Source organism: Bradyrhizobium sp. CCBAU 11361 (assembly GCF_028128935.1).
GTDB lineage: Bacteria > Pseudomonadota > Alphaproteobacteria > Rhizobiales > Xanthobacteraceae > Bradyrhizobium > Bradyrhizobium niftali.
In genome coordinates this window covers 51,334-69,775 of record NZ_LBJZ01000191.1, presented here as the reverse complement: position 1 = coordinate 69,775, position 18,442 = coordinate 51,334, and the positions used below count along the sequence as shown (strand labels likewise).

Here is an 18,442-nt window from a genome sequence, read left to right as displayed (position 1 = left end):
GGGCTGAGGCAGGACTGCCTCCGTTTCGAACAAAGCTGAGTTCACTAACGAAACCTTACCCGAACCGAAGCTTTGCGAATTCACATAACACACTGAAAAAACATCTCTTTTCGCGAATCCGACATTCACCACCTCCAAGCCCAGCCGACGGGCGTTTTCCGGCGAGTGTGCCTGCCCGGCAACAGCATTTCGGCGAGAACGGGCTATAGTCCGGTCATCAGACGACACGAACTCCAGTGCGCTCGCGCCTGCTACAGACCAAGGTTGGGGATTTTATCATGAAGAAGATTTTGCTGGCTCTGACCGCAGTTGCGGCGATGACCGGTTCGGCCTCGGCGGCTGACCTTGCGGCCCGCCCCTACGTGAAGGCCCCGGTGGCGGCGCCCGTCGCCAACTGGACCGGCTTCTACATCTTCGGTGGTGGCGGCGGTGGCCTCTCGAACGCTGACCAGAGCGTCGTTGATACGGTAACCGGCACGCCGTTGACGATCACGCAGCGCCAAGGTGGCTCGGGCTGGTTCGGCACCGTCGGTCTCGGCTACGACTGGCAGTTCAACAGCACCTGGGTCGCCGGTGTGTTCGCTGACGGTCAGTTCGGCAGCATCCGCGCCACCATCCAGGATCCGATTTTCGGCATCACCGGCAACCAGAAGCTGGAAGACTCCTGGGCCGCAGGCGTTCGCCTCGGCTGGCTGGTCGCCCCGAACGTTCTCTCCTACGTCAATGGCGGTTACTCCGGCGCTCACTTCGGCCAGACCAACTTTACGAACCTCGCAGGCGTGCCCGTCGGCGTTCATCTCGCCAGCTACAACCGCAACGGCTGGTTCGTCGGTGGCGGCGTCGAGAACAGCCTGAATATCTTCGGCATCACCTCGCCCGGCTGGTTCATGAAGACCGAGTATCGCTCGGCCTTCTACAATGCCAAGACGCAGACCGAGCTGCTCGACGCCGGCAACGTTCCGCTGGTCAACAGCATCCGCGCCAACAGCTGGAACCAGACGATCTCGACCTCGCTGGTCTACCGCTTCAACTGGACCGGTCCGGTCGTCGCGAAGTACTGATCCGAACGCAAGTTCAGACGTCGAAGCCCCGGCATCGTCCGGGGCTTTTTCGTTGCGCGAGGCTCTCGAGCTCTAGCGGCCGCTACTTGCCTTGAGCGTCCGGTACGCCTCCCCGAGCTGATTCTCGATCCTCGTCCAGTCGGCATCGGTGATCGCCTCACCCCGTGCATCGCGAAACGCCATGGCTTCCGCCCGGGCGATGCCGAACCGTCTGATGCCGGGATCATCGGCGGCCCTGCCGTAGGTCAGCGCGGCCACGCGCGCGATGGTGAGGCCATAGTCGCGCGGAGCCACCGCTTCGCGGCGCGCCTGCCACCAGTCAAGTTCGAGGCGGGCGGCCTCCTCGACGTCGAATGCCACAGGCGCGGCCGGCCCAAAGTTGCGGAAGTACGCCACGAGGGCCGGCAGGGCCGCATCGGCCTCCCGGCGCGACCGCGTCGGCTGGAACGTCCTGGCGGCCTCGGCCGCGCTGAACGCGACATGCAGGCTTTGAAGCGGAGAAAAGCCGAACTGCGTCCGCGTCGATTCGTAGAGATGGTAGAACAGCGCGCCATAGCGCTTGTCGTAATAGTCGCGCCACATCGCAGTCTCCAGCCGCGCCATTTCGGCCGGATCGAACGCCCGCAGATCCGCATGACGCGGAATGACGGCATAGGCCGCAACCAGCGCGGCCGCAGCCGCGGTCCCCAGGATCATCTTGCGCGCGAGCATGCGTCCTCTCCCGGCAGTCTTGCATCCACGACCATTGTATCCGGACCGAAGCTACGGCTAGTCTGGCCGGAAGTTTTCGTGGCCGCGGCAAACGTTCATGCCCGTGGGCCGCGACGAAGCAGACCAACGGGGAGGAACGCATGCGCAGATTTCTGCTGATCGCAGGCCTGTTTGTCCTCGCCGTCGGGCTGCTCTGGATCGGACAGGGCACGGGCACGGTTCCCTGGCCGCGATCGAGCTTCATGGTCAACCAGCTGCAATGGGCGGGCTATGGCGCAGCCATGGCCGGCTTCGGGCTGGTCCTGATCTGGCAAAGCAACCAATAGAAAAACCAGGAAGTGAAAGCATGACATCCAGCCGGTTCGATCTGCGCGGCAAGGTCGCGATCGTCACAGGAGGCAATGGCGGCATCGGGCTCGGCCTAGCGCACGGGCTCGCCGATGCCGGCGCCAATATCGCCGTGGTCGGGCGCAACGAAACCAAGTCGGCCGCAGCAGTCGCCGATCTCGGCCAGCGCGGCGTGAAGGCGATCGCCGTCACCACCGACGTGACCGACAAGGCGGCGGTCGCAGCCATGATCGACCGCGTCGTCAAGGAGTTCGGCCGCATCGACATCCTCATCAACAATGCCGGCATGAGCATCCGCAAGCCGCCGCACGAGCTCGAGCTCGACGAGTGGAACAAGGTGATCGACACCAACCTCACCAGCGCCTTCGTGTGCTCGAAGCTGGCCTATCCGGCGCTGAAGGCGTCCGGCAACGGCAAGGTGATCAACATCGGCTCGATGATGTCGATCTTCGGCGCCAGCTTCGCGACGGCCTACGCGGCGAGCAAGGGCGGCATCGTGCAGTACACGCGCGCCTGCGCCAATGCCTGGGCACCCGACAACATCCAGGTCAACGCCATCCTGCCCGGCTGGATCGACACCGACCTCACCCGCGGCGCGCGGCAGCAGGTGTCGGGACTGCACGAGCGCGTGCTGGCGCGCACGCCTGCGGGGCGCTGGGGCGACATCGACGACTTCGCCGGCATCGCGGTGTTCCTGGCCTCGCCCGCCTCGAACTTCGTCACGGGCACCGCGATCCCCGTCGACGGCGGATTCTCGGTCATGGCCTGAGACGCGCGCTCGCTGCACGCAAAAAAGAAGCCCCGGCGATGCCGGGGCTTTGAATTTGTCGGTGATCGTCTTTTTTGCTGCTTGGTCGTTCGTTGCTCAGTAGCGCGCGATGACCGGCGCGTCGAACTTGTAGCTCGCGCGCACGACGGCCCACTGGATGTCGCGCGGCTTGGCATCGAAGGTGTAGTTGCCGGAGGTGCCGCCGAGCTGATAGGTCTGGCTGCCGAAGGCCGCATAGTTGTATTCGAGGCCGACGATCCAGTTGCGGGTGACGCCGTATTCCCAGCCGGCACCGACCGTCCAGCCGTTGTGCCAATGGGTCTGACCGCCGGAGCCCGTGGACGGGTTCGCAACATTGTCGACCACCGAGAGACGGTTGTTCACGCCGGCATAGCCGCCCTTGAAGTAGAACAGGTTGTTCTGCACGGCAAAGCCCGCACGACCGACGACAGTCGCGAGCACGTTGGCGCGCCAGCTGAATTGATCGTCGAGGCCGACACCAAACACGGTGTTCGTGAACGAGCCCTTGTTGTCGAGGCCGGAGATCGTGCCTTCCATGCCGAACACGTAGTTGTTGGCCTGCCAGTTGTAGCCGATCTGGGCGCCGCCCATGACGCCCGAGTTGCGCTGACGGAAGCCTTGGCCGGGCGAAAGATCCGCGAACGGCGCACCGTTCCCGGTGTTGATGAACTGCTCGTTGGTCCATGCGCCACCGACGTGGCCGCCGACATAGAAACCGGTCCAGTTGAACAGCGGCTCGGCATAGGCCGGCGCCTTCGTGTAACGCGCACCGAGATCGGCGGCGGACGCCGCGCCGGTCGAAACCAGAGCGGTCGTGCAGGCGAAGGCGGCAATCAATTTATTACGCATGGTACACCCCGTGTCCTTTGATGGGCGCAAGCTCACACGCAGGTCTTACTCAAATTTGAATCAACAGAGTTAAGATGCCGGATTGGCAGGTTGCGGTCCGTGAATCCGTTTGCGCTGTTGCACGCCCGCAACGCGCCGCGCGCGATTTAACACGACGTTATCCCTACCGAATTGCAGAGCTACGATGCCGGCGCGGCCTTCGACTGCACGTGCTCGGGCCGCACGCCGAGCGCGAGCAGGCGCGCCGGAATGCCCTGGAGCCATGGCAGCGCGGTGATCAGGCGCACGATCAGCGGCACCTTCAGCGGCCGGTCGCCGCCCTGCAGCGCGCCGCTGATGATGTTGTTCTGCACGGTCACCTGCATGGCTTGCGTCATCTTCACCGGGAACTCGCGCCGGCGGCGCACGGCGTCGAGCTCATCCTCGGACGGGCAGCCGTGCTGAAGCTTGTCCGCGAGCAGGTTGGCGGTCGCGACCGCATCCTGCACGGCGAGATTGACGCCGACGCCGCCGACCGGCGACATCGCATGCGCGGCGTCGCCGATGAGAAGCAGGCCCGGCCGCGTCCAGCGCGCCAGGCGGTTGATCGCGACGGTGAGCAGCTTGATGTCGTCGAAGCTCTTCACGTCGGCAATCCCGCTTCTGAGGATCGGCGCCATCCGCACGACGTCGTCGAGCAGCGCCTGCAATCCCCTCGCCTTCACCGCATCGTGCTGCCCCTTGGCGATGACATAGGCGCATTGCCAGTAGTCGCCGCGGTCGAAGGTGATCATCATCTTGCCGGGCTCGACGCGCGCGAACACATTTTCCGTCTCGTCCGCCTTGCGGCCGGCGCGGAACCACAGCACGTCCATCGGTGCGCCGATTTCCTGGACCTCGAAACCGGCGCGCTCGCGCACCGTCGAATGCCGGCCGTCGCAGGCAATGGTGAGATCCGCCTCGATGTCGATCGGTCCCTCCGGCGTCGTCGCCCGCACGCCGGCGATCGTCTCGCCGCGGCGGATCAGGTCGACGGCTTCCGTGTTCATCATCACCTTGAGCGAGGCGAAGCGCTTGCCGGCCTCGCGCAGGAAGTTCAGGAAATCCCATTGCGGCATGAAGGCGATGAACGGGTACTTCGTGTGCAGCCGGCTCAGATCGGCGATCCGCACCGGCGTACCGCCAAACAGGCCGTCCATCTTCTGCAAGCGCTGATGCGGCAGCTTCAGGAAGCCATCGATCAGGCCGAGTTCGTCCATCACCTGGAGCGTCGAGGGATGCACTGTGTCGCCGCGAAAGTCGCGAAAGAAGTCCGCATGCTTCTCCAGCACCACGACGTCGATGCCGGCGCGCCCGAGGAGATAGCCGAGCATCATCCCGGCGGGTCCGCCGCCGACGATGCAACACCGGACTTTCACGGAGGAACCCTGCGGTGGGTGCGATGAATCTGGTTCCACGGCAGAAATCCCGTTTACGACTTAAGTTTTCTGTGCGGTGCAGCAAGCAGGTTTAATTTGCCGCAGCTGTGAATGCCCGTTAGCGTTGCAGCGAATTTCGATTTCTTTCAGGAAATTGCAGTGCGGACGATCCTTATACTGCTCGGCGTCTGGATCCTGATCAACGTGCTTTTCGTCGTGATCATGATCCCGCCACGGAAGTCGCATCCGCGGCCAACCGGCGCGCTTGCGCCGGTGCCGATCGACCAGAACGGCTATCCATTCGAGGAGCAGGAGAAGCTCCTGCTTCGCCACGTCATCATCTCGATCGCGTTGGGCGCGTTCTTCTCGCTGGCTCCGCCCTTGATCGAAGCCGTCGAGTCCATCAAGCGTCGCATCAGGAAGCGCCGCGCGTAGCGGCGCCGCCCGCTCGACACCTCAGTTGTTGCTGCGGTTCGCCGCGCGAAAACTCTTGATCTCCGACACGCTGCCGTCGCGATAGGTCAGCTCCACCGAGACGAACTGCGTGGCCGGAGCGAGCTTCATGTAGAGCGGCATGCCGGCGGTGATCGCGCTGGGGTCGCGCATGTCGCACCCCGGCATCTTCAGCACCTGGTTTGGTACCGCGGTGTCGATGCCGATGCGCACCTCGCGGATGGCGCAGCGGTAGGACACGAGGTGCGTGTAGTAGACGAGCAGCCCGTTGAACTCGCGGAATGACAGCCAGCTCGTCGCGGTCATGTCCAGGATCTTGCGCTGGTCGCGGATCAGCGCAGCCTCCGGATCGAACCTGATCGGGAACGGGCCCTGCATGTCGCCGGACTGATCGACATAGCGGACCTCGATGGTGCCGGCCGGCGCATCCGGCGGCAATTCGATCGACGGGTTCGGCATCCGCTTGCGCGTGCGCGGATCGAGCGTGTCGATGAATCCGGTCTCGCGGAAATCGCCATTGCCGGCCATGCGCCAGGAAATGCCGAGCGTCGGATCGGCGAAGGAGAACACCACGCTCCATCCGCCATTGTGGCGCGAGAAGCTCGCGATCGGCGCATTGGTGGTTTCCTCCTTCGGCACGCGCGGCACCGACACCGGCGGCAGGGCCGCAAGCTTCTGCGGCGGCGGATCGGCCGGGCGCGCAGCCGCGTCTTTCGCGACGCTGCTCAGGAAGACGTCGTCGACCATCTGGTCGAAATAGACCGGCACCTGCCTGTGCTTGACGGTGTCGGCCATTTCGCTGACGAGACGGCGGGTACGCTGCGCCACCTGCACGAGGTTCTCGCCGGGTTGCAGCAGCTCCTTGGCGAAGGTGCGCGTGAACACCGAATTGGGATTGGCGTCGTCGTTGGAGAGACGATCGAGCGCGGTCTGGCGGGGACCGGCCGAGAACACGGAGAATACGCCTTCGGGCAGCTGCGTCATCGGCGCGAGCCCGCCGGCGCCGGCGACCGCGCGGGTCCCCTTGCGTTCGAACGGATTGTTGCGGCAAGCGTCGAACACCAGGATCGAGGTCCGCGCCTTCTTGTTCTGAAGGCGCTCGACGATGCGGTCCGCCAGGATGGAGGCGTCGCGTACCAGCTCTTCCTGCCCTTCCGTCGCCGCCGGCACGTCGGTCGGCAGCAGATAGTTCTGGCCCGCGATCTCGAAACCGTGGCCGGCATAGAAGAAGAACGCGGTGTCGCCGGGCTCGATCGACCGGTCGAACGCAAGCAGAGTCTCGGAGAATTGCTGGCGGCTCTGGTTCTCTGCGATCATCACCGAGAAGCCGAGCTGCTTCAGCGTGTCGCCCATGGTGCGGGCATCGTTGACCGCCTTGAGCAGTTTCGGGACGTTCCTGTAGTCGTTGTTGCCGACGACGAGCGCGACGCGCTTCTCGGCGTGGGCGGGAAGCGCGAAGCCGCCCAGGCTCGCCGCGAGGCCAAGGGTCGCCAGAATTCTGAAAAGCCGACGCGTCATCGAAAAATTCCCGTTGCAGGACGGCTTACCGCCGGCGCCCCTCGTTGGCGACCTTCAGCCGTTGTTGTCATAGTCGGTCCAGCCATAGCGGCGGTTCAACCGGCATAGGCCACCGGTTCCATCGTCTGAGCCTATGGCAAGAACAGCTGGAATCTGCTTTTTCTTAGGCGCAATTCCGTTCGGGGACGAGGGCTATCGTGAACCGCTGGTGTACCGACGAGGTCGAGCCGCATGACCGCTTCGACTATTGGCGCGAGGTGCGCGCCAAAGGCCTGTTCGGCGTCACCGCCGAACTCGAGCGCGAGCGGCGCGCGGACTTCTTCGGCGAATTCTCGCTGCGCCAGCTCGGCGGCGGCGGTCTCGTCGAGCTGAAGGCTTCGCACTACACGGTCGAGCGCAGCACCTCCGACATCGCCTACGCGCCCGGCGACAGCATCTGCGTCTACCAGCAGCTGGGCAGCGGCGGCTGGTTCGGCGGCATGCGCGGAAACGACTTCGCGATCGCCAATGGCAGCTTCGCCACCAGCCATACCGACCTGCCCTACCGCACCGCGCCGCTCGGCGCCGGGGGCTTCCACCTGCGCATCCTGAAGATCCCTGTCAGCCACATCCCGGCGCAGGACAGGCGCATCCGCGAACTCGCGCCGAAGACCTTCAATGACCCCGCTCTGGCGCCCCTGCTCGCGGCCTGCTTTGCCGATCTCGGCGAGGCCGCCGCTGGCGATGACGACGCGGCCGATGCGAGCTCCTTGGTTCAGGCCTCCTTAGTTCAGGCCTCCTTAGTTCAGGCCCTGGCCCATCTGGCGCTGATCGAGCGCGGCATCGTGCGCCCCGGCAGCCGGCTCGGACAGGCTGCACTGCGGACCGCCCGTCTCTCGCAGGCGCGGCGCCTGATCGCGCGCCACCTGCAAAACCCGGATCTGGCGCCGGCGATGGTGGCCGATCTGCTCGGCGTTTCCGTGCGTCACCTGCACATGTTGTTTGAGGCCGCCGAGAAGAGCTTCTCGCAGACCGTGACCGACGAGCGCCTCAAGAGAAGCCGCCGCCTGCTGCGCGAGACGCCGGAGCGGCTGATCGCCGACATCGCGACCTCCTGCGGCTTCGAGAGCCTGGCGACCTATTACCGGGTCTTCAACGCCGCCCATGGCATGGCCCCCGGCGACTTCCGGGCGCGGGGGTCCGAAGGGCATTAGGCGCTCCCGCCGCCCGACCAATGGCGGAGGCGGAAAACCCCAGCCAGGCCCGCTATTTGGGCAAAAACCTCAGGGTTTTTAGGGTCTTCCCGCGCCTGCTCCATTGACTTTGGCCAATTCCCGCCTATGTTCCGGGGCGACGCGGCTCAGATCGAAGAGCGATTCTTGAGCCTTGCGCTTTGTTCGCGTGAGTCAGCACCCCCAGCTTCCTTGAGAGCGCGCCGTTTCGGGGTGGAACGCGACCAGCCTTATTACCCTCGATTCCGAACGGCGGTTTCGACCAGAGGCTCAATGTCCTTTTCAAATCTCGGACTATCCGAAAAAGTCCTCGCCGCAGTGGCGGCCACCGGTTACACCACCCCCACCCCCATTCAGGAACAGGCGATCCCCCACGTCCTCGCACGCAAGGACGTCCTCGGCATCGCCCAGACCGGCACCGGCAAGACCGCGGCCTTCGTGCTGCCGATGCTTACCATCCTCGAAAAGGGCAGAGCCCGGGCGCGCATGCCGCGCACCCTGATCCTGGAGCCGACCCGCGAGCTCGCGGCACAGGTCAAAGAGAATTTTGACCGCTACGGCGCCGGCCAGAAGCTTAACGTCGCGCTGCTGATCGGCGGCGTTTCGTTCGGCGACCAGGATGCCAAGCTGACGCGCGGCGTCGACGTGCTGATCGCAACCCCGGGCCGCCTGCTCGACCACACCGAGCGCGGCGGCCTCCTGCTCACCGGGGTCGAGCTGCTCGTCATCGACGAAGCCGACCGCATGCTGGACATGGGCTTCATCCCCGACATCGAGCGCATCTGCAAGCTCGTCCCGTTCACGCGGCAGACCCTGTTCTTCACCGCGACCATGCCGCCGGAAATCCGGCGCATCACCGAGACCTTCCTGCACAACCCGCAGAAGGTCGAAGTCTCCAAGCCCGCCACCACCGCCGTCACCGTCACGCAGTCCCAGGTCCCGGCCGGGCGCGAGGCGCATGAAAAGCGCGAATTGCTCCGCCGCCTGTTGCGCGAGGCCAAGGATCTCAAGAACGCGATCATCTTCTGCAATCGCAAGCGCGAAGTCGCGATCGTTCACAAATCGCTCCAGAAGCACGGCTTCAGCGTCGGCGCCCTGCACGGCGACATGGACCAGCCGGCCCGCATGGCCGCGCTCGAGCAGTTCCGCAAGGGTGAGCTGCCGTTGCTGGTCGCCTCCGACGTCGCCGCCCGCGGCCTCGACATTCCCGAGGTCAGCCACGTCTTCAATTTCGACGTCCCTCACCATCCCGACGACTATGTCCATCGCGTCGGCCGCACCGGCCGCGCCGGCCGCAGCGGTACGGCGATCTCGATCGTCACGCCGCTCGACCAGAAGTCGATGGTCGCGATCGAAAAGCTGATCGGCCAGAGCATTCCGCGCGCCGAGGGCGACTATGAAGTCCACGCAGAAGCCGGCGATGCGACCGACCGTCCGCGCGAGCAGCGCGGCCGCGAACGTTCACGCGGCGGACGCGGCAAGCCGCAACGCGGCGGTCGCGACCGTGAGCGCAGCCACGAGCCGCGCGAGGCGCGTGGCGAGGCACGGCTTTCTGCCGAAGCGCGGCCCGCCCCCGAGGCGAGGCCCGCACGCGAGGCAAGGCCCCCGCGCGAAGCCAGGCAATCATCCGAGCCGCGTCACGGCGCGCGCCCGCAGGCCAATGCGTCGCATGTGCCGTCGATCGGCCGTCCCGAACCGCGCCGCCAGCGCGAGGTCGACACCGAGCCGGGCGATCATTCGCACCTTCCGGCATTTCTGTTGCGACCGGTCCGCTCCCCCGCCGGCGCCTGAAGCGCAACGCGCTTCAGGTCGATTGAGACAGACTTCCGCACACTTTTTCGGACGCATTCGTGAACGTATATTTACGGGGTGTTCACGATCGTCCGTTAGCCTACGAACATAATTTAAGTATTGCCGCGGTCGATGGCGCACCGACCGCTGTGGGGTATGTTCCGTGGTCAAGGTGCTCGACGAACACGAACGCACGATGGCGTTCGCCGAGGTGGCGCTCGGTCAGATCCGCTCGCTCCGCCAAACCGCAATTCCCCGCAATTACGAGATCTGGTACGTCTACGCCACCGGCTACAACGCGCCGCTCAACAAGATCATCAACGAGACGCTGGCCCGCCACGGCAAGCTGACCGAAGCCGATCTCGAGCAGATCTACGAGACCTATCTCTCCCACATCAAGACCACCGACCGCATCGACAAGGTCGGCGCGCGCGTCATCGGCGAGATCGACGACGTGATGAAGGTGCTGAGCGATGCGCTCGGCATGACCGGCTCCTATGACGCCAGCCTGTCGGGCGCGACCGAACGGCTGTCGTCGGCCAAGAGCCGCGAGCAGATCAAGGCGATCGTCGAGACGCTTATGCGTTCGACCAACGAGATGCGCGAGACCAACAAGGCGCTGGAAGACCGGCTGACGCTGTCCAGGAGCGAGATCAGCAATCTCCAGCAGAGCCTGGAGGCGATCCGCGCCGAGAGCCTGACCGACCCGCTCACGGGCCTCGGCAACCGCAAATATTTCGACCGCATGATCGACATGGCCGTGCAGGGCGCGCTCGCATCAGGCGAGCCGCTGTCGCTGCTGCTGTTCGACATCGACCACTTCAAGTCGTTCAACGATTCCTACGGCCATCTCACCGGCGACCAGGTGCTGCGCCTGGTCGGCCTGTCCATGAAGCAGACCATCAAGGGCCAGGACATCACCGCGCGCTATGGCGGCGAGGAGTTCGCCGTGCTGCTGCCCAACACTGCGCTGCGCCAGGCCCTCACGGTCGCCGATCACATCCGCCGCGCCGTCATGGCGAAGGAGTTGAAGAAGAAATCGACCGGCGAGATTCTCGGCCGCGTCACCATCTCCGTCGGCGTCTCCATGCTCAAGCCGGGCGACGACACCGACGCGCTGATCGAACGCGCCGATGCCTGCCTCTACGCCGCCAAGCGCAACGGCCGCAACCGCGTGATCTGCGAAGCCGATCCGGAATTTGCCATCGAGAGCCACAGTCGCGTGGCGTGACGCGGACACCGCGCGCAGAAGACCATGCGCGCTTGACATTCTCTCCCGACGAGCAACATCTTCCTCGCCACCTTACGGTGCGAGCGTCCGGAGGACTTGTCGCCTTGGCCAATCCCCATGATTTTCACAGCCTGCAACCGTCCTACACCAGGGACGAGCTGCTGCGATCGAGCGAAGGCGGCTATTTCGGCCCCGGCAATGCGCAATTGCCGGCACCGCCGATGCTGATGATGGACCGCATCTCCGAGATCAGCCTGGACGGCGGCGCGTTCGGCAAGGGCCATATCGTCGGCGAGCTCGATATTGTACCGGGCCATTGGTTCTTCGATTTCCACTTTCGCGGCGATCCGATGATGCCGTCCTCTCTCGGGCTCGATGCCATGTGGCAGATGATCGGCTATTGGCTCGGCTGGTCGGGCTCACCGGGCAAAGGCCGCGCCATCGGCGTCGGAGAAGTCGAGTGCACGGGCACCATCACACCGGACGCGCAGCGCGTGCGCTACGAGGTCGCCATGCGCCAGGTCCGGCGCGGCAAGCTGGTGCTCGGCATTGCCGACGGTCGGGTGCTTGCGGACGGCACCTGCGTCTTCGTGGCCAAGGACATGAGGGTTGGCCTGACCAAGGCGGCGGACTGAGCTCAGCCCCTTCGCCTGGCGCGCTTGCGGACCGGGCTCTCCTTGCCCGCCTTCTTCGGCGCTTTGGCAGATTTGACGGCTTTCTTCGCCGGTTTGGTCGCCGCCTTCTTCGACGCCTTCTTACCCCTGGGCCGCTGCTTCACCTTGGCGCGCTGGGCGGCGGCGAGCGCCGCCCTCGCCCATTGCGCAAGCTCCTGGGAATCGTCGAACAGCCGCGCGGGCAGCTCCCAATAGGAGTTGACGGTTACGGTCTTGGCGCGGGTCGAGTACTGGAACGGCTTTGAGCCTTCTGTCTCGAAGTCCGGGATGGTCAATTCGTCGGCGCGGAGGAACAGGCCGGCGCGCAAGGCGAGCGCGAAGTTGGTGCCGTCGGCGGAGATGCCGTAGCCGGAGAACATCTTGCGGATGGTGACAGGGCCGAAATCGGCGAACAGGTCGATCAGAAATTCGCGGTCCATGGCCCAAATACCTCTCCATCGTCGTCCCGGCGAAGGCCGGGACCCATAACCACAGGAGGTAGTTTAGCGATGACCGTTGGTCGCGCCAGCGTCGGTACTGACACCGTCCGTCACCGCGAGATCACGCGGTATGGATCCCGGCCTTCGCCGGGACGACGGCAGAGTGGTTGGCGAAAGCGACGCTACCCGTCGATCTTCGCCGGCCGCAGCTCGACCGATTCGCCGCAGCCGCAGGCGGAGACCTGGTTGGGGTTGTTGAAGACGAACTGGGCCTGCATCTTGTCCGCCTTGTAGTCCATCTCGGTGCCGAGCAGGAACAGCACGGCCTTGGGATCGACCAGGATCTTGACGCCCTTGTCCTCGACGACCTCGTCGGTCGGGCGGACATCATGGGCATACTCGACGGTGTAGGACTGGCCGGCGCAGCCGCCGTTCTTCACACCGACGCGCAGGCCGACGATCTCGGAATCAGCGCGCTGGGTCAGCTCGCTGATGCGCTGGGCGGCGGCATCCGTCAGCCGCATCACCTGCGGGCGGGGCCGCCGCGGCTTCGGGGTGGAGGATGCTGGTGTTGCCTGTGTCATGTCAGTGATGTGGTCCGTTGCGGAGCAAATTCAATGCCAGGAATGAAAAGCAGAACGTACGCGTCACCACATGTTGAGCACGAGGCGGGCCTCGTCGCTCATGCGTTCGGGCGTCCACGGCGGCTCCCAGACGACCTTGACGTCGACCACGCCGACGCCGGGGACGCTGGCGACCGCATTTTCGACCATGGTTGGCAACTCGCCGGCGGCGGGGCAGTTCGGCGTCGTCAGCGTCATCTGCACGTCGACGGAACGGTCGTCCTTGATCTCGACCTTGTAGATCAGGCCGAGCTCGTAGATGTCGGCCGGAATCTCCGGATCGAACACGGTCTTGAGGCCCGCGATGATCTCGGTGGTCAGCCGCTCGGTTTCCTCCGGCGGCAGCGCCGACCGGGTTTCCATCGGATTGGCTTTGATTTCGGCCGTGTCACTCATGCGAACAAATCCCGCGCCTTCAACAGCGCCTGTGCCAGATGATCGACTTCTTCCCGCGTATTATACATGCCGAACGAGGCCCGGCATGTGGCCGTCACGTTGAACCGCTCTAAAAGCGGCATCACGCAATGGGTGCCGGCGCGCACCGCGATGCCCTGGCGGTCGATCACGGTGGCGACATCGTGGGCGTGCGCGCCCTTGAGCTCGAAGGAGATCACCGGACCCTTGCCGCGCGCCGTCCCGATCAGCCGCAGCGAGTTGATCTCGCGCAGCCGGTCCTGGGCATAGGTGGTGAGATCGTGCTCGTGGGCGGCGATGCGTTCCTTGCCGATCGAGTTGACGTAGTCGATGGCGGCGCCAAGGCCCACGGCCTCGACGATCGCGGGTGTGCCAGCCTCGAACTTGTGCGGGGGATCACCATAGGTGACGACATCGCGCGAGACCTCGCGGATCATCTCGCCGCCGCCGTTATAGGGGCGCATCGCGACGAGATGGTCGTACTTGGCCCAGAGCACGCCGATGCCGGTCGGACCGTACACCTTGTGGCCGGTGAAGACGTAGAAATCGCAGCCGAGGTCCTGGACGTCGACGGGCAGATGCACGGCACCCTGGCTGCCGTCGACCAGCACGGGAATGCCGCGGGCGTGAGCGATCTTCACCACGTCCTTGATCGGGACGATGGTGCCGAGCGCGTTCGACATCTGCGTGATCGCGACCAGCTTGGTCTTCGCCGTCAGGAGCTTCTCGAACTCGTCGATGAGGAAATTGCCCTCGTCGTCGACCGGCGCCCATTTGATCACGGCCCCCTGTCGTTCCCTGAGGAAATGCCAGGGCACGATGTTGGAGTGGTGCTCCATGATCGAGATGACGATCTCGTCGCCCTCTTTGATATTCGGCCCGCCCCAGGACGAGGCGACGAGGTTGATGGCCTCCGTCGCGTTGCGGGTGAAGATCACTTCCTCGGTCCGGGCAGCGTTGATGAACTGCGCCACCTTGGTGCGGCCGCCTTCATAGGCTTCGGTCGCGGCATTGGCGAGGTAATGCAGGCCGCGATGCACGTTGGCGTATTCGCTCGTATAGGCCTGCGTCATGCGCTCGAGCACGGCGCTCGGCTTCTGCGCCGATGCGGCGTTGTCGAGATAGACCAGCGGCTTGCCGTAGACCTGCATGGCCAGCGCCGGGAAATCCTGGCGCACGCGCGCGACGTCGTAGGCGCCGTTCTTGACTGCCGGATGCGTGCTCATGACCTCCGCTCCAGCCAGCGCTCGGCGATGCCGATCACGTGCTCGCGCAAGCCATCATCGGCGATCTGCTCGATCGCTTCGCCCACAAAGGCCTGGATCAGCAGCGCCTGGGCCTGCTTCTCGGGCAGGCCGCGCGCCTTCAGATAGAACAAAAGGCTGTCGTCGAGCGCACCGGCAGTGGCGCCGTGGCCGCAGGAGACGTCGTCGGCGAAGATCTCGAGCTCGGGCTTGTTGTCGGCTTCAGCTTCGTCCGAGAGCAAGAGCGCGCGGGTCATCATCTTGCCGTCGGTCTTCTGGGCGTCGGGACGGACGATGATGCGGCCCTGGAAAACAGAATGGGCGCGATCGTCGATTACGGCGCGGAAGATCTCGCGGCTGACGCAGTTCGGCACGGCATGGTCGACCACCAGCGTGGTGTCGCCATGCTCTGTCTTCTTCAACAGGTTCACGCCGTTGATCGCGAGCTCGCTGCCCTCGCCCGCCAGCGTGATGAAGCCCTGGAGGCGGCTGACAGCCGCGCCGGTGGTCATGTTGAAGAAGTTGACCTTGGTGTTGGCGCCGACGGTGACGAATTGCGAGGTGATGTTCACCGCGTCGGGCGCATCATCCAACAGGCGGATATGCGCGACGTCGGCGTTGTCGCCGATCGTCACGATCACGGCGTCACTGACCTGGTAGGCCTTGGCGCCGGCCGCCACGAAGCTTTCGATGATGGTGGCGCGAACGCCGTTCCCGACTGCGACCTGCGAGCGGGTAAAGGCCGAAGCTGACGCAGCCATCGCGACGTGGATGATCTGGATCGGCGCAGACAGTTGCGCGCCATCGGCAATCGACAGCACGACGCCATCGGTCGCCATCGCCGCGTTCAGCGCGATCACGGCGTCGGTGGACGCCGTCTTCAGGAGAGCGGCATCCTTCTCCAGCGTCTCCCGGAGCGTCTTGAGGCCGACCTCGGAGACGAGCGCCTTCACGTCGGAAAGATCAGCCACGAACACGCCATCGACCAGCACCAGCTTGCGGGTGCCAGCGATCGCATGCGCCTTCACGGCGTCCGCGGCGCGTTTCAGCGCGGCCGCATCGGGCGCGGCTGCGAGCGGCAGCACCTCGCCGACCAGCGCGCGCAGATCGGTGTATTTCCATTCCTCGATCCGGCGGTGCGGCAGGCCGAGACGCTCATAGGTCTCGAACGCCTCGCGGCGCGCCGCAATGACCGCCGGCGAACCCGGCAGCCGGCCTTCGGCGCTGGCGAAGAGATCGCTCACCGCGCGGCCGCTTCCGGTCTTTGCCACAGCAACGTTCATCCCAAAAATCCTTACGCGTCCTCGAACTGGGTGTAACCGGACGCTTCCAGCTCCAGCGCCAGATCCTTAGCGCCGCTCTTCACGACACGGCCCTTCGACATCACGTGCACGAAATCGGGCACGATGTAGTTGAGGAGCCGCTGATAATGGGTGATCACGACCATCGCGCGCTTCGGCGAACGCAGTGCGTTGACGCCGTCGGCCGCAATCCTGAGCGCGTCGATGTCGAGGCCGGAATCCATCTCGTCGAGGATGCACAGGCTCGGCTCGAACAGCGCCATCTGGAGCACCTCGTTGCGCTTCTTCTCGCCGCCGGAGAAGCCGACGTTGACGCCGCGCTTGAGCATGTCCTGCGGGATGTTCAGCGACTTCGAGACCTCGCGGACCTTCTTCAGGAAGTCGGGGGTCGAATACTCATCCTCGCCGCGCGCCTTGCGCTGCGCGTTGAGCGCGGTGCGCAGGAAATTCATGGTGGCGACGCCGGGGATTTCCACCGGATACTGGAACGCCAGGAACACGCCCTTGGCGGCGCGCTCTTCGGGGGCCATCTCCAGGAGGTCCTCGCCCTTGAACAGGATCTGGCCGTCGGTGACTTCATAGCCGGGCTTGCCGGCGATGACGTGCGAGAGCGTCGACTTGCCTGAGCCGTTCGGCCCCATGATCGCGTGCACCTCGCCTTCGTTCACGGTCAGCGTCAGCCCGTGGAGGATCTCACGCTCCTCGACACGAACTTTCAGGTCTTTCACTTCAAGCAAAGCCATTTTGGTGTCCAGTCTATTCAAATGATGCATGGAGCGCCGAGGCGCGCCGCGAGGGTCGGTGTTAACCGACCGACCCTTCAAGCGAGATCGAGATCAGCTTCTGCGCTTCCACCGCGAACTCCATCGGGAGCTGCTGGAGCACGTCCTTGACGAAGCCGTTGACGACGAGGCCGACGGCCTCTTCCTGCGAAAGACCGCGCTGGATGCAGTAGAACAGCACGTCCTCGGAGATCTTCGAGGTCGTCGCCTCGTGCTCGAACGTCGCCGAGGAGTTCTTGGCCTCGATGTACGGCACGGTGTGCGCGCCGCATTTGTCGCCGATCAGCAGCGAGTCGCAGGCGGTGAAGTTGCGCGCGCCGGTCGCCTTGCGATGCGCCGTCACGAGCCCCCGATAGGTGTTCTGCGACTTGCCCGCGGCGATGCCCTTGGAGATGATCCGGCTCGACGTGTTCTTGCCAAGGTGGATCATCTTGGTGCCCGAATCGACCTGCTGGTAGCCATTCGAGATCGCGATCGAATAGAATTCGCCGCTCGAATTATCGCCGCGCAGGATGCAGCTCGGATACTTCCAGGTAATGGCGGAACCGGTCTCGACCTGGGTCCAGGAAATCTTGGAGCGGTGGCCGCGGCAGTCGCCACGCTTGGTGACGAAATTGTAGATGCCGCCCTTGCCTTCCGAGTTGCCCGGGTACCAGTTCTGCACCGTCGAATATTTGATCTCGGCGTCATCATGCGCCACGAGCTCGACCACGGCGGCATGCAGCTGGTTCTCGTCGCGCTGCGGCGCGGTGCAGCCCTCGAGATAGCTGACGTAGGAGCCCTTGTCCGCGATGATCAGCGTGCGCTCGAACTGGCCGGTGTTGCGCTCGTTGATGCGGAAATAGGTCGACAGCTCCATCGGGCAGCGCACGCCCGGCGGCACGTAGACGAACGAGCCGTCGGAGAACACCGCCGAGTTCAGCGTCGCGTAGAAATTGTCCGAGGTCGGAACCACCGAGCCGAGATATTTCTGCACCAGCTCGGGATGCTCGCGGATCGCCTCCGAGATCGGCATGAAGATCACGCCGGCCTTCTTCAGCTCCGCCTTGAAGGTGGTCGCAACGGACACCGAGTCGAACACCGCGTCGACCGCGATCTTGCGGCGGGCCGGGTCTTCCTCGCCCACCTTGGGCTCGACACCTTCGAGCATCGCGACTTCCCGCAAGGGAATGCCGAGCTTCTCGTAGGTCTTGAGGATCTCCGGATCGATCTCGTCGAGCGAGCTGATCGTCTTCTTCGGCTTCGGCGCCGAATAGTAATAGAGGTCCTGGAAGTCGATCTTGGGATAGTCGACGCGCGCCCAGGTCGGCTCGGTCATGGTCAGCCAGCGCCGATAGGCCTCGAGCCGCCACTGGAGCATCCAGGCGGGTTCGTTCTTCTTCTCGGAGATGAACTTGACGGTCTCTTCCGACAGCCCCTTGGGGGCCTTGTCGGACTCGATCAGGGTCTCAAACCCATAACGATACTGATCGACGTCGATGCGCTTCACGCGCTCGACCGTCTCTTGCACGGCTGGCATTCTATCCTCCGCTCGCGGTTTCAAGGACCGCGGTGGATCAAAGTCGGACGAGTATTACGATGTTTTCTGGCCGAAAGCACGCGCTTAGAACCGTTCAAGCCGTGTT

Annotated in this window: 19 protein-coding genes; 8 read left to right on the top strand and 11 right to left on the bottom strand. The window is 64.6% G+C overall.

Features of this window, described 5'->3' with window-relative positions:
* Positions 1-278: 278 nt before the first annotated feature.
* A complete protein-coding gene (locus XI08_RS31215) occupies positions 279-1,061 on the top strand; it encodes an outer membrane protein (protein WP_027542626.1) in 783 nt (260 codons plus the stop codon).
* 72 nt (positions 1,062-1,133) lie between these two features.
* Here XI08_RS31215 and XI08_RS31210 read toward each other — a convergent pair whose 3' ends face one another.
* Complete coding sequence (locus tag XI08_RS31210; RefSeq protein ID WP_271577325.1) at positions 1,134-1,772, bottom strand: hypothetical protein; 639 nt, start codon at positions 1,770-1,772, stop codon at positions 1,134-1,136.
* Positions 1,773-1,912: 140 nt separating this feature from the next.
* Here XI08_RS31210 and XI08_RS31205 point away from each other — a divergent pair, with 140 nt between their 5' ends.
* Positions 1,913-2,098 carry a hypothetical protein gene (locus XI08_RS31205; protein WP_027542625.1) on the top strand — a complete coding sequence of 62 codons (186 nt, stop codon included), beginning with the start codon at positions 1,913-1,915 and terminating at the stop codon, positions 2,096-2,098.
* Between the two features lie 20 nt (positions 2,099-2,118).
* A complete protein-coding gene (locus XI08_RS31200) occupies positions 2,119-2,889 on the top strand; it encodes an SDR family NAD(P)-dependent oxidoreductase (protein WP_271577324.1) in 771 nt (256 codons plus the stop codon).
* Between the two features lie 96 nt (positions 2,890-2,985).
* On the opposite strand, the gene XI08_RS31195 is transcribed toward XI08_RS31200, so the two are convergent.
* Both XI08_RS31195 and XI08_RS31190 read right to left on the bottom strand, forming a co-directional pair.
* Positions 2,986-3,759: an outer membrane protein gene (locus XI08_RS31195; protein WP_135173603.1), complete on the bottom strand. Its 774-nt coding sequence runs from the start codon at positions 3,757-3,759 to the stop codon at positions 2,986-2,988.
* Between the two features lie 179 nt (positions 3,760-3,938).
* On the bottom strand, positions 3,939-5,195 hold the full coding sequence (locus XI08_RS31190; protein WP_271577323.1) for an FAD-dependent oxidoreductase: 1,257 nt from the start codon (positions 5,193-5,195) through the stop codon (positions 3,939-3,941).
* Positions 5,196-5,315: 120 nt separating this feature from the next.
* Between XI08_RS31190 and XI08_RS31185 the strand changes: the two genes are divergently transcribed.
* Positions 5,316-5,591 (top strand): hypothetical protein, encoded by a 276-nt coding sequence (locus XI08_RS31185; protein ID WP_027542621.1) that lies wholly within the window; start codon positions 5,316-5,318, stop codon positions 5,589-5,591.
* 21 nt (positions 5,592-5,612) lie between these two features.
* Here the strand turns inward: XI08_RS31185 and XI08_RS31180 are convergent, their stop codons facing one another.
* Positions 5,613-7,127: a caspase family protein gene (locus tag XI08_RS31180; protein ID WP_271577322.1), complete on the bottom strand. Its 1,515-nt coding sequence runs from the start codon at positions 7,125-7,127 to the stop codon at positions 5,613-5,615.
* A gap of 197 nt (positions 7,128-7,324) precedes the next feature.
* On the opposite strand from XI08_RS31180, the gene XI08_RS31175 reads away from it, so the two are divergent.
* The 4 genes from XI08_RS31175 to fabA all read left to right on the top strand — a co-directional run bounded on the left by XI08_RS31175 (position 7,325) and on the right by fabA (position 11,995).
* On the top strand, positions 7,325-8,320 hold the full coding sequence (locus XI08_RS31175; RefSeq protein ID WP_271577321.1) for a helix-turn-helix domain-containing protein: 996 nt from the start codon (positions 7,325-7,327) through the stop codon (positions 8,318-8,320).
* A gap of 291 nt (positions 8,321-8,611) precedes the next feature.
* Positions 8,612-10,129: a DEAD/DEAH box helicase gene (locus tag XI08_RS31170; protein ID WP_271577320.1), complete on the top strand. Its 1,518-nt coding sequence runs from the start codon at positions 8,612-8,614 to the stop codon at positions 10,127-10,129.
* Between the two features lie 163 nt (positions 10,130-10,292).
* On the top strand, positions 10,293-11,360 hold the full coding sequence (locus XI08_RS31165) for a GGDEF domain-containing protein (protein WP_271577319.1): 1,068 nt from the start codon (positions 10,293-10,295) through the stop codon (positions 11,358-11,360).
* Between the two features lie 104 nt (positions 11,361-11,464).
* Positions 11,465-11,995, top strand: a complete 531-nt coding sequence (gene fabA / locus XI08_RS31160; protein WP_271577318.1) for a bifunctional 3-hydroxydecanoyl-ACP dehydratase/trans-2-decenoyl-ACP isomerase — start codon at positions 11,465-11,467, stop codon at positions 11,993-11,995.
* Positions 11,996-11,997: 2 nt separating this feature from the next.
* On the opposite strand, the gene XI08_RS31155 is transcribed toward fabA, so the two are convergent.
* The 7 genes from XI08_RS31155 to sufB form a co-directional block, all read right to left on the bottom strand.
* Positions 11,998-12,453: a TfoX/Sxy family protein gene (locus tag XI08_RS31155; RefSeq protein WP_271577317.1), complete on the bottom strand. Its 456-nt coding sequence runs from the start codon at positions 12,451-12,453 to the stop codon at positions 11,998-12,000.
* 182 nt (positions 12,454-12,635) lie between these two features.
* The gene (locus XI08_RS31150; protein ID WP_014495548.1) at positions 12,636-12,977 is read right to left on the bottom strand and encodes a HesB/IscA family protein; all 342 of its coding nucleotides are present in this window, start codon (positions 12,975-12,977) and stop codon (positions 12,636-12,638) included.
* A gap of 123 nt (positions 12,978-13,100) precedes the next feature.
* Complete coding sequence (locus XI08_RS31145; RefSeq protein WP_011087115.1) at positions 13,101-13,472, bottom strand: SUF system Fe-S cluster assembly protein; 372 nt, start codon at positions 13,470-13,472, stop codon at positions 13,101-13,103.
* Positions 13,469-14,716, bottom strand: coding sequence for a cysteine desulfurase (locus XI08_RS31140; protein WP_027542614.1), 1,248 nt, complete (start codon positions 14,714-14,716; stop codon positions 13,469-13,471). The genes XI08_RS31145 and XI08_RS31140 overlap by 4 nt, the downstream gene beginning before the upstream one ends.
* Positions 14,713-16,017, bottom strand: a complete 1,305-nt coding sequence (sufD, locus tag XI08_RS31135) for a Fe-S cluster assembly protein SufD (RefSeq protein ID WP_271577316.1) — start codon at positions 16,015-16,017, stop codon at positions 14,713-14,715. The genes XI08_RS31140 and sufD overlap by 4 nt, the downstream gene beginning before the upstream one ends.
* 11 nt (positions 16,018-16,028) lie before the next feature.
* Entirely contained in the window at positions 16,029-16,778 is a 750-nt protein-coding gene (gene sufC, locus XI08_RS31130) for a Fe-S cluster assembly ATPase SufC (protein ID WP_027542612.1), read from the bottom strand.
* A 61-nt stretch (positions 16,779-16,839) separates the two neighbouring features.
* Positions 16,840-18,336, bottom strand: a complete 1,497-nt coding sequence (gene sufB, locus XI08_RS31125; RefSeq protein WP_271577315.1) for a Fe-S cluster assembly protein SufB — start codon at positions 18,334-18,336, stop codon at positions 16,840-16,842.
* Positions 18,337-18,442 lie beyond the last annotated feature (106 nt).